The sequence below is a fragment of the Streptomyces sp. NPDC001852 genome (assembly GCF_042891825.1).
Classification (GTDB): domain Bacteria; phylum Actinomycetota; class Actinomycetes; order Streptomycetales; family Streptomycetaceae; genus Streptomyces.
Genome location: NZ_JBIATN010000044.1, coordinates 37,696 through 47,739 on the forward strand (window position 1 = coordinate 37,696; position 10,044 = coordinate 47,739).

At 71.0% G+C, this 10,044-nt stretch carries 7 protein-coding genes; 4 read left to right on the plus strand and 3 right to left on the minus strand.

Translation table 11 applies throughout. The features are described from left to right. Positions 1–63 precede the first annotated feature (63 nt). From ACFYZB_RS42465 to ACFYZB_RS42480, 4 genes are all read left to right on the plus strand, one after another. Positions 64–267 (plus strand): hypothetical protein, encoded by a 204-nt coding sequence (locus ACFYZB_RS42465; RefSeq protein ID WP_351217498.1) that lies wholly within the window; start codon positions 64–66, stop codon positions 265–267. 116 nt (positions 268–383) lie between these two features. Continuing rightward, positions 384–4,265: a kelch repeat-containing protein gene (locus tag ACFYZB_RS42470; protein WP_388767245.1), complete on the plus strand. Its 3,882-nt coding sequence runs from the start codon at positions 384–386 to the stop codon at positions 4,263–4,265. A gap of 466 nt (positions 4,266–4,731) precedes the next feature. Next, positions 4,732–5,601, plus strand: coding sequence for a hypothetical protein (locus tag ACFYZB_RS42475; protein WP_388767246.1), 870 nt, complete (start codon positions 4,732–4,734; stop codon positions 5,599–5,601). Between the two features lie 166 nt (positions 5,602–5,767). Then, the gene (locus ACFYZB_RS42480; protein WP_388767247.1) at positions 5,768–6,733 is read left to right on the plus strand and encodes a helix-turn-helix domain-containing protein; all 966 of its coding nucleotides are present in this window, start codon (positions 5,768–5,770) and stop codon (positions 6,731–6,733) included. Here ACFYZB_RS42480 and ACFYZB_RS42485 read toward each other — a convergent pair. The 3 genes from ACFYZB_RS42485 to ACFYZB_RS42495 are packed head-to-tail and all read right to left on the minus strand — an operon-like array spanning position 6,723 to position 9,579. Further along, a complete protein-coding gene (locus ACFYZB_RS42485; protein WP_388767248.1) occupies positions 6,723–7,928 on the minus strand; it encodes a cytochrome P450 in 1,206 nt (401 codons plus the stop codon). The genes ACFYZB_RS42480 and ACFYZB_RS42485 overlap by 11 nt on opposite strands. Before the next feature lie 39 nt (positions 7,929–7,967). Beyond that, positions 7,968–9,362 carry an NAD(P)/FAD-dependent oxidoreductase gene (locus tag ACFYZB_RS42490; RefSeq protein ID WP_388767249.1) on the minus strand — a complete coding sequence of 465 codons (1,395 nt, stop codon included), beginning with the start codon at positions 9,360–9,362 and terminating at the stop codon, positions 7,968–7,970. Next, a complete protein-coding gene (locus ACFYZB_RS42495) occupies positions 9,352–9,579 on the minus strand; it encodes a ferredoxin (protein WP_351217512.1) in 228 nt (75 codons plus the stop codon). Before ACFYZB_RS42495 ends, ACFYZB_RS42490 begins: the two co-directional genes overlap by 11 nt. Positions 9,580–10,044 lie beyond the last annotated feature (465 nt).

Sequence of the window (10,044 nt, forward strand, 5' to 3'; positions counted from 1 at the left end):
CATTGCCGCCTGATCGCCGTGCGGCGTTCACTGCTGGCTCTGGGACAGAACGGAGCAGCCACGATGGCTTCTGGCAACGGCGTCGAACGGTCTGGCGAGGAGATTGCGGTCGGCCCCATCGACGGATCCCTCAAGGGTTCCACCGAGGACCCCGACGAGGACTCCAACGACGGCGAGGACACCACCGCCGATCCGGCCCCGGCGGCGAGCGCGGACCGGTCGCGTGAGTACCGACGGAAGGCCGGCGTGGTGTACCGGCCGGTCTGACCAGCACCCACTCGAGTCGGCCCGGCCGACGCACCCTCCCGAGAAGAGCGATGCACAGACCAATACGGATATGGGCCGCCGGGATGGCGGTCGCTTGCGCAGTGGCGTCCGGCCTGATGGCCGTCGCCCCGGCGCAAGCGGCGCCCACCCTGGCCAGCGGCACCCCGCAGAGCACAGCGACCTACAAGCCCGCCGGATGCGCCGTCCCCCTACCTGCCTCCGAGCAGAAGGGGGGCGCGCCCTACGCCACCTGCGACCTCATGGGCGTGACCGACAGTCACGGCGCCCTGGCCGCGGGTTCGTCGACCCCGCCCGCCACCGCCCTCGCCCCGAAGGACCTCAGGGCTGCGTACGACCTGCCCTCGGGCGGCTCGGGCGAGACGGTCGCCATCGTCGACGCCGGCGGCTATGCGACCGCCGAGGCCGACCTGGCCGTCTTCCGCAGCACCTACGGCCTTCCCACGTGCACGACGGCGAACGGCTGCTTCACCAAGCTCGACCAGGACGGTGGCCACAACTACCCACCGCAGGACGGCGACTGGTCCATGGAGACTGCGCTCGATCTCGACGCTGTCTCCGCCGCCTGTCCGGCGTGCCGCATCCTGCTGGTCCAGGCCGACTCGGCCGGCATCGACGACCTCGGCCAGGCCGAGGACACCGCTGCCGCCCACCACCCCGCGGCCATCTCCAACTCCTACGGCATCCCCCGCGAGGGTGGCGGCTTGGGCGGCGAGGGCGGCGGCTTCGCGGCGGCGTACGACCACTACTACGACCACCCCGGTATCGCGGTCACCGCATCCACCGGCGACTACGGCAACATCGTGAACTGGCCCGCGTCGAACGGGAACGTCGTCGCCGTCGGCGGGACCACGCTGACCCGCGACGACACCACCGCCCGCGGCTGGACCGAGGCGGCCTGGGCATCGGGCGGCTCGGGCTGCTCGAGATTCGAACCGAAACCGGCGTACCAGCAGGGCATCGACACCGGCTGCGACAACCGTGCCATCGCCGACGTCTCCGCGGACGCCGACCCGGCCACCGGTCTCGGCATCTACAACTCGACCCCGACGGTCGGCGGCTGGCTCCAGGTCGGCGGCACTTCGCTCTCGTCGCCGCTCGTCGCCGCGATGTACGCCCTCGCGGGCACCCCGACGCCCGGTACCTACCCGGTGACCTACCCGTACGCCGACACCAACGCCGGCGACCTCACCGACGTCACCGCCGGCTCCGACGGCTTCTGCGGCAACCAGCTCTGCGACGCCCGCCACGGCTGGGACGGCCCGACCGGGCTCGGTACGCCCGTCGGCGTCGGCGCGTTCCGCCAGGGGCCGCACGGTCTGGTGGCCGGCACCGTGCGCGGCGCCGGCTCGGCAACGGCCAACGGGCCGATTCCGGGTGCCGCCGTCACCGCCACCGACGCGGACGGCCGCAGCTACAGCGCCACGACCGACGCGTCGGGCGGCTTCGACCTCGCCCCGGCACCGGGCACCTACCACCTGACTGTCGCGCAGTTCGGCTATGCGACGACCACCGCCACGGTGAAGGTCACCGAGGGGAGCACGGCGAAGGAGTCCATCACCCTGCACGCCCTGCCCACCCACATCGTCTCCGGCACCGTCACCGACGCCTCGGGCCACGGCTGGCCGCTCGCCGCGGCGATCACCGTCGACGGCTACCCCGGCGGCGTGGTCGACACCGACCCGGTCACCGGCCGGTACGCCGTCCGGCTGCCGGACGACGGGAACTACGAGCTGCACGTCTCGGCGACCCTGCCGGGCTACAAGACGGCGGACGACACCGTTGCCGTCGGCGCCGGCGACGTACGCCATGACGTGTGGCTGTCCGTGGACGCGAGCGCCTGCACCGCGCTCGGCTACCACTTCGGGTACAAGGGAACCACGACCGACTTCGAGGGCTGGCCCGGAGGAAAGCCGCAGGACGGCTGGACGGTCACCGACGACAGCGGCTCCGGGGTCACCTGGCGCTTCGACGACCCGGGTCACTACGGCAACGACACCGGTGGCACCGGCCAGTTCGCCGAGGTCGAATCCCGCTCCGGTGACATCGGCAGCCGCGTGACGAGCAGCCTGGTCTCGCCGCTGCTCGACCTGAGCGGCGATGCCACGCCGATCGTCTCCTTCGACAACTCCTTCTTCAGGGGGATTCACACCCCGGCCAACGCATCCGTGGAGGTCAGCGTCGACGGCGGACAGACCTGGACCTCGGTCCGGATTTTCACGCTCCCCTCCATCGGCCCCGAGGTCGTCGCGATTCCTCAGGCCGCCGGCAAGAGCAACGTACAGGTGCGGTTCCGGTACGACGCGGCCCACTCGTACTTCTGGAAGGTCGACAACGTCTTCATCGGCAACCGCTCCTGCGATGCCACCGCCGGCGGGCTCGTGGCCGGCACCGTCGACGACGCCAACACGGGCAAGGCACTCTCCGGTGCCACCGTCAGCGTGGCCGGCACCCCGACGGCCTCGACGACCGACGGCGCCTACGAGCTCTTCGCGTCCGCTTCGGCCGCCGACAGCTCCGGCCGGACCACGCTGGGGGTCGTCGACGGGGCGTACACCGGCTCGACCGCGCAGGTCACCGTCGCCCGCGATCAGGTGACCCGTAAGGACTGGCGCTTGGGCGCCGGCCGGATCAGTGTCTCCGGCGACTCGCTGCGGGTCGCCCAGCCGCTGGGCCGTTCGACGACCCGGACCGTGACGCTCCGCAACACCGGCACCGCACCCGTCCACGTCTTCCTCAACCCGCAGGACGGCTCGTACACGCCCAACTCCCGCCCGTACAGCCCGAGTCATTCCCGCAGCGGGGCACCGGTCCGACATGTCGGTGGCGACTTCACCCCCCGGTCGCTGGTCGCCGATGAGACGCACAGGGTCGCGGCACCGACGGGCTCGACCGACGCGACCGCCGTGGCGGGTGCCACCGCCTGGACGACCGCCGACGGTCTGCCGAAGCCGGTGATGGACAGCGGCTCGGTGACGCTCGACGGGAAGGTTTACGTGTTCGGCGGGACCGACGGGGCGAACCTGCTGTTCAAGTCCTACGTCCACGACCCGGCCACCGGCGGGTGGCAGCGGCTGGCGAACATGCCGGAGGGGCTGGAGAAGCCCGGCGTGGAGGCGGTCGACGGCGAGATCTACGTCGTCGGCGGCTGGAACAGCACGCGCAACGCCTCAGCCGCGGTGTACCGCTACGACCCGAAGCACGACTCGTGGTCCTCGGTGGCGTCGCTCCCCGCGGGCGTCGCCGCCGGCGGCACGGCGGTCCTCGGCGGCCGGCTCTACGTGGTCGCCGGCTGCGGCGGCGACTGCTTCCCGGCCTCGCAGGCGACCTACGTCTACGATCCCCAGGCCGATGCCTGGAGCCAGGTGGCGAACTACCCGATCACGGACGAGTGGCTCTCCTGCGCCGGCATCGACGGCCAGGTCGTCTGCGCCGGCGGGTACGATCCGCTCAGCGGCGAGGACACGACGGCCACGTACGCCTTTGACCCGGTCACCGGCAAGTGGACTGCGCGGGCCGACCTGCCGTACCCGAACTGGGCGATGGCCTCCGCGTCCTCCGGCGGTCGGCTGCAGCTGGTCGGCGGAGTCAGCGGCGGACAGCTGACCAACCAGGCCGAGGAGTACGACCCGGCCACCGACACCTGGTCGGCTCTGCCGGCGGCCAACGCGCTGGTCTACCGCGGCAGCGGCGCCTGCGGACTGTACGTCGTCGGCGGCTCGGACGCCTACCACGCGGTCACCGGCGTCGAGCAGCTCCCGGGCTACGGCGACTGCGGCAGCTCGGGCGCCGCCACCTGGCTGTCGGCACCGCATACCGTCACCGTCGACCCGGGCGCCACGGTGAAGGTACGGGTCACCCTGAACGCGGGCGCGGTCGACCAGGACGGCACCTACACGAGCGGGCTGACCGTCGACACCGACTCGCCGTACGCCGTCCCGGCGCTCGCCGCCACGATGAAGGTGGTCGGCACGCAGTGACCGCGGACGGCTGACTGCCCACGGCTGACCGAATGGGCACGACCTGACGGGGCTCCCGGGAACCTGGACCCGGGAGCCCCGTCCCGCGATCAGTACCGCGCCCGGGGCATCGCCGTCTCCCCCGTGGTGGGGACCTGGGCCCACAGAGCCGGAAAGCTTCGGCAGCGCGCCGTGGCAGCACCGGGGTCTGCACCATCGGGGAGCCGCTCCACTCCACGCACGCGCCGACCAGGATCGCCGTCTTGGCGAACACACGCCCCAGGCGGGGAAGCAGGGGAGCGACCGCCGGCGTACCGGCGCGGCAGGAGTCGGGCCCCACCGTGCCCCAGCACGCGAACTTGTCCGGGCCCGCCTGCGACACCAGCACCGTGCTCCACCACGCCACAAGGAAACCGCAGTGCCCGTCGAGAATCAGGGACTTGTTCCGGTGCCCGCGGGCGCATGGAAGAGTCGAAGGAGTCATCTCATGCAGATGAAGGAAGAGCTCGCCTGCGCCTATGCACGGGCCACCTGGAACATGGTGGAGCCCTTCCACGGAGCCGTGTACTTCGCTCCCGAGGCCCAGGCCCAATACGCGGAGCTGGGCGTCGACGGCAGGGCCGGCTACTTCGGTTCGCGTGCCGCGGCCCTGGGCCCGGCATCCGCCGAACTGGTGATCGCCACCTTCTACAACTTCAGCCCTGAGCTGGTGCGCAGTGTAGTTCCCGCGGTATGGAAGACAGCGTCGCCGGAGACACTGCTGGCGGCCCGGCTGGCGGCCGTCGATGCCACGCTGCGCCGCATCCTCGGCCCCGCCGTCCACTCCCCCAAGATGGAGCGCGCTGCGGAACTGGCCCAGGAAGCGGCCCGAGCGACACTGCTCCATCCCCAGGGCCGCCCGCTCTTCGCCGCGCACGCTGCCCTGCCCTGGCCGCACGAACCACACCTGGCGCTTTGGCAGGCACAGACGCTGCTGCGTGAGTTCCGCGGCGACGGCCACATCGCGACGCTGCTCGCCGCCGGGCTCGACGGGATCGAAGCGCTGGTCACACATGCTGCCGCCGGCCCGGTGGCTGCCGAGGGCCTTCGCAGGACACGGGCCTGGTCCGAGGACCAGTGGGCACAGGCAGCACAGCGGCTCCGCGAGCGCGGCTGGCTGGCGGAGGGCCCCGACCTTGCCTTCACCCCGGAAGGACGGGAGCGACGCGCGATGGTGGAACACACCACCGACGAGCTGGCCGCGCTGCCATATGTCGCGATAGGCCCTGAGAAGTGCGCCGAGTTGCGCCGTCTGGTCAGGCCCTACAGCGTGGCCCTGGCCGAGGAGCTGTTGCCCTGGCGTGTCGGCAGCCTCTGATCGCTGATACCGATGCCGATCGTGAGGATACCGGGGCGGGGGCGCGGCCGATACAGACCGGGACTCCACTGGCCGGCATGTCAGCCCACGCGGAGTGTGGCGGGGATGGCCCGGTGCCGAGTCGGGCCGGGTGGGTGGTTGGTTGACAAGAATGACCGGAGCACACATGGAACTTGACGTCGTCGGACTCAGCGATGCCTCACAACTCGTGTACAGCACCCTGGTGGGGCTGCGCCCCAGTACGGCCTCGGAGGTCGCCGATGCCTGCGGGTTGAGCCTGGGCACGGCCGGCCGGTATTTGTCCGCGTTGGTGAAGGACGGCCTTGCCACCAAGGCGGCGGGCCGTCCCCCACGCTTCACCGCAGCGGCTCCCGACGTGGCGGTCACCGAGCTGATCCACGAACGTGAGCGCCAGCTCGACGCGGCTCGCTCTGTGGTGCGGCAGCTCGCCGAGAGGCACCGTGAGGCCCGTCGGATCAGCGACCCGAACATCGCTGTCGAACTGATCACCGGTCATGAGGACATCAGTGCGGCCGTCTCCCGGCTCACCGCGAGCGCTCGGCGCCAGCTGCGCGCCTTCGACCGTCCGCCCTATGTCGAGCGTCCGGGCAGCAACCTGGAGAACCAGCGTCGCCGGCAGCACGTCGGTGTCGGCCATCGTGTCATCTACGACCGGGCCGCCGTGGCGTGGCCGGGTCGCTTGCGGGACGACATCCTGCCGAGCGTCCGTATCGGTGAGGACGCCCGGGTTCGGGAGAAGTTGCCCCTGAAGCTTGTGATCGCGGACGACAGATGGGCGGTCATTCCCTTCAGCCTCGCCACCGGTGGCCATTCCGTGGCCTACCTCGTACACCGCTCACCCATGCTCGCCGCACTGGAGGCTCCCTGGGCCTACGCGGACCTACCGAGGGTGCTCCGCCCGGACACCACGCCGCGGTCGTTCGTCGTCAGGACACCCGCGGACCTGGCGGAGGCCCTCAGCGCCCCCAACGACACGCTGGTCTTCATCGAAGCGGTCATGGATCCCCACGACGCTCCCGCCCCGGTCATGACCAGCAGCAACATCGGCGCGGACCTCGACTACGGGCCTCGCGGCCCGCAACACCGCGACAACGTGCAACTCAGACCGTGACGCCCTCGATCGCCACGGGAAGGTGGCGAGGCCCGCGCAGCACGGCGTTGGCACGGTACGGCGGCGGGTCCTCGATCAGCCCGGTGAACTTGACCCGGCGGAACAGTTCGGGGATGGCCGCGTGGAGTTCGATGCGGGCGAGCGGGGCGCCGAAGCAGTAGTGGATGCCGGTGTACATGCCCAGGTGTTCGTTGTCCTTTCGGTCGGGGTCGAACCGGTCGGGATCCCGGAAGCGTTGGGGATCACGGTTGGCCGCGGCCAGCATGAGCCAGACCGGCGAACCGGCGGGGATCGTGGTGCCGGCGACCTCGATGTCGGCAAGGGCTGTGGTGAACGGGATGAACTGGACCGGGGACTCGTACCGCAGCACCTCCTCGATGAGCGGGACGGCCAGCTTCGGCTCCTTCTGGAACCGGTGGAGGACGTCGGGATGGCGCAGCAGGGTGAGGGTCGTGTTGGTGATGGCGTTGACGGTGGTCTCGTGGCCGGCGACCAGGAGCAGCACCGCCGTGGCCTCCAGGTCCGCCGGTGTCATGTCGGGGGCGAGCGCGCTGAGTATCCCGGGCCCGGGATGGCGGCGTTTGGTCTCGATCAGATCGGCCAGATAGCCGCCGAGCTCCTGGCGTGCCTGCTGCGCCTTCGCCTGGCCGTCGTCGCCGGCCTGGGGATCGAGCGACGACGCCAGGGCATCGGCCCAGCCGTGGAAGCGCGGTTCGTCCTCGCGCGGGACGCCGAGGACCTTGCAGATGGCGGTGACGGGAAGCGGATAGGAGAAGTCCTCGACGATGTCGACCTGGTCCTTGCCCTCGAAGGCGTCGAGCAGTTCGGTGACGACCTGGGCCAGCTCGCCGCGCAGGCCGTCGAGGAATCTGGGGCTGTGCGGGGGTCCAAAGGGCCGGTTGATGGTGCCGCGCAGCCGGTCGTGCACGGGCGGGTCGGTGAAGATGAAGCTGGGCGGCAGGCCGGTCTCCGCCGCCGGCTGCCCGGTGCGGGCGTAGCCGGGCGGGCGGTTGCTCGTGTCGTTGCTCAGGCGCGGGTCGTTGGCCAGGCTCCGCACCTCGTGGTAGGTGCTGACCAGGTAGGTGCCGTCCTCCTCGCGCATGACCGGTGTCTTGCGCAACTCCGCGTAGAGCGGGAAGGGATCGGCCCGGTTGGCGTAGTCGACGATCTGCGCGGAGATGGAATCGGGCGTCATGACATCTCCTCGGGGCTCCGAGCGGTACAGGGCCGGTGGTCAGGCATGTGACGGAACGAACTGGACACGCCGTTCGCTCGGTGAGTGGCCCGTCAGCGTGACTGTGGCCCCGTGGGTGGGCAGGTGGGGATCCGGGAAGGCCGGGTCGACCGGCTGCAGCGTCTGGGTGCGACGGTCGACCGTGCGGTACTCCGGCGGGAACGGCGCTCCGGACGCGATCTGCTGCTCGTAGAACCCCAGCCACCTGGCACCGTCGAAGGACACCGCGGCGATGACGCGGCCGCGGTACCCGTAGACCGCGACGAACCGCTCGTCGTCGAGCGCCCCCTGGGCGACCACCAGCTTGTCGCCCAGCGAGGGCACACCGACCGACTTGATGTTGACACCGAACTGGGTGGACCAGAACATCGGCAGCCACAGGTGCGGACGGCGGTCCGGACCCGCACAGATCATGTTGTGGGCGGCGATCTCGGCCTGCTCGACCGCGTTGCCCCAGTGCTCCAGCGCCAGGAACTGGTAGTCGAACAGCGGGTGGGGGCTGCGGGCGACGTCACCGGCGGCGTAGATGTCGTCGGTGACGATGCCGTTGACGTCGAACACCCGGCACCCGGCGTCGCACGCGATTCCTCGGGGCCCCGCGGCCACCCCCGAGCCGGCGAGCCATTCCGTGTTCCGCATGGCACCGAGCGAGACGACCGCCACCTCCACGTCGATCGCCGAACCGTCGGACAGATGAGCCCGCCTGAGCCGCCCCACGTCGTCGCCTTCCAGGGCGGTGACGCTGATGCCGCAGCGCAGGTCGACTCCGTGCCCCCGCTGCAGCCGGTCCGCGACCGCGCCGATCACCCCGCCGAGCGCGCCCACCAGCGGCGCCGGGCCGCGCTCGGCGACCGTGACCTCTAGGCCCAGCTCCCGGCAGGCGGAGGCGACCTCCGAGCCCGTGAACCCGGCGCCGATCACCAGCACCCGAGACACACCTCCGGCCAGCTTCCGGGTCAGACGCGCGGAGTCGTCGCGGGTGCGCAGCACGAACACCCCGTCCAGCGCTGCCTCTTCCGGGTGGAACCACGGCCGGGCCCTGGTTCCGGTGGTGATCAGCAGCCGGTCGTAGGGGACGCTGTCGCCGTTCGCCAGCCGTACCTGCTTGCCGTCCCGGTCCAGTTCCTCGGCGGCGACGCCCAGATGCCACTCGGCGTCGATGTCGCGCCGCCGCGGCAGCGCCGTGTCCTCGGGCCGTGCCCGCCCGAGCAGCGCCTGCTTGGACAGCGGCGGCCGGTCGTAGGGCTCGTACGGCTCGTCTCCGATCATCGTCAGCGATCCGGTGAAGCCCTGCTCGCGCAGCGTCTCCGCCGCGCGCAGACCGGCCAGCGAGGCACCGACCACGACGATGCGGCCCTGACGCCGCAGGACCTCGACGTCCGTGTCAGCCGACATGGGGCTGCACACCCTTGGTCGGCTCGTCGGAGTAGTCCACCAGGATGGCCTGGACCGGACAGGCGGCAGCGGCTTTCTCCACCCGGTCACGTTGCGCCTCGTCGAAGCGAGGGGAGAACAGCAGCGCTTCTTCCCCGTGGAGGGAGAAGACGTCCGGGGCGAGAAAGACGCACTGCGCGAATCCCTGGCACCGGTTGAGATCGACGACAAGCCTCATCTGGAACCCGCTCCCTTCACGGGCCGCGGCAGCCACGGGCTCCGCGACCCTGTGCGCTCGGTCCGTACGGTTGGCCCAGACGCCCCTTTCTCCCAGGGTCACCCCCTGCCGAGGGGGTAGCAAGCCGGGACTTTCCTTGCCGTATTCACCCGGCGGGCCACGAGAGCAGCACGAAGCCCTCTGCCGCCTCCCCGCCCCCTGGAGCCAGGAAGGCGCCGACGAAAACAGCCGAACGGCCGCCCACCTCGGATCCGCCATGCCCAACGGACACCGGCGCACCCGACCGCGGTGACCGGCCGCGTTGCCGTACGCCTGCCCGAGGCAAGCACATGATCGGGCAGGCGAGTTGAAGCGGACGGGGCCGTCCTAGGTCCGGCCGACCATGGTGGCGGGTTTGACGATGCGGTCGAAGTCCTTGGCACTGATGTAGCCGGAGTCCACCGCTGCCGCGCGCAGGGTGGTGTC

Coding starts and splice junctions, on each gene's coding strand:
- ACFYZB_RS42465 (WP_351217498.1), top strand. CDS start 64: ATGGCTTCTGGCAACGGCGTCGAACGGTCTGGCGAGGAGATTGCGGTC.
- ACFYZB_RS42470 (WP_388767245.1), top strand. CDS start 384: ATGGCCGTCGCCCCGGCGCAAGCGGCGCCCACCCTGGCCAGCGGCACC.
- ACFYZB_RS42475 (WP_388767246.1), top strand. CDS start 4,732: ATGCAGATGAAGGAAGAGCTCGCCTGCGCCTATGCACGGGCCACCTGG.
- ACFYZB_RS42480 (WP_388767247.1), top strand. CDS start 5,768: ATGGAACTTGACGTCGTCGGACTCAGCGATGCCTCACAACTCGTGTAC.
- ACFYZB_RS42485 (WP_388767248.1), bottom strand. CDS start 7,928: ATGACGCCCGATTCCATCTCCGCGCAGATCGTCGACTACGCCAACCGG.
- ACFYZB_RS42490 (WP_388767249.1), bottom strand. CDS start 9,362: ATGTCGGCTGACACGGACGTCGAGGTCCTGCGGCGTCAGGGCCGCATC.
- ACFYZB_RS42495 (WP_351217512.1), bottom strand. CDS start 9,579: ATGAGGCTTGTCGTCGATCTCAACCGGTGCCAGGGATTCGCGCAGTGC.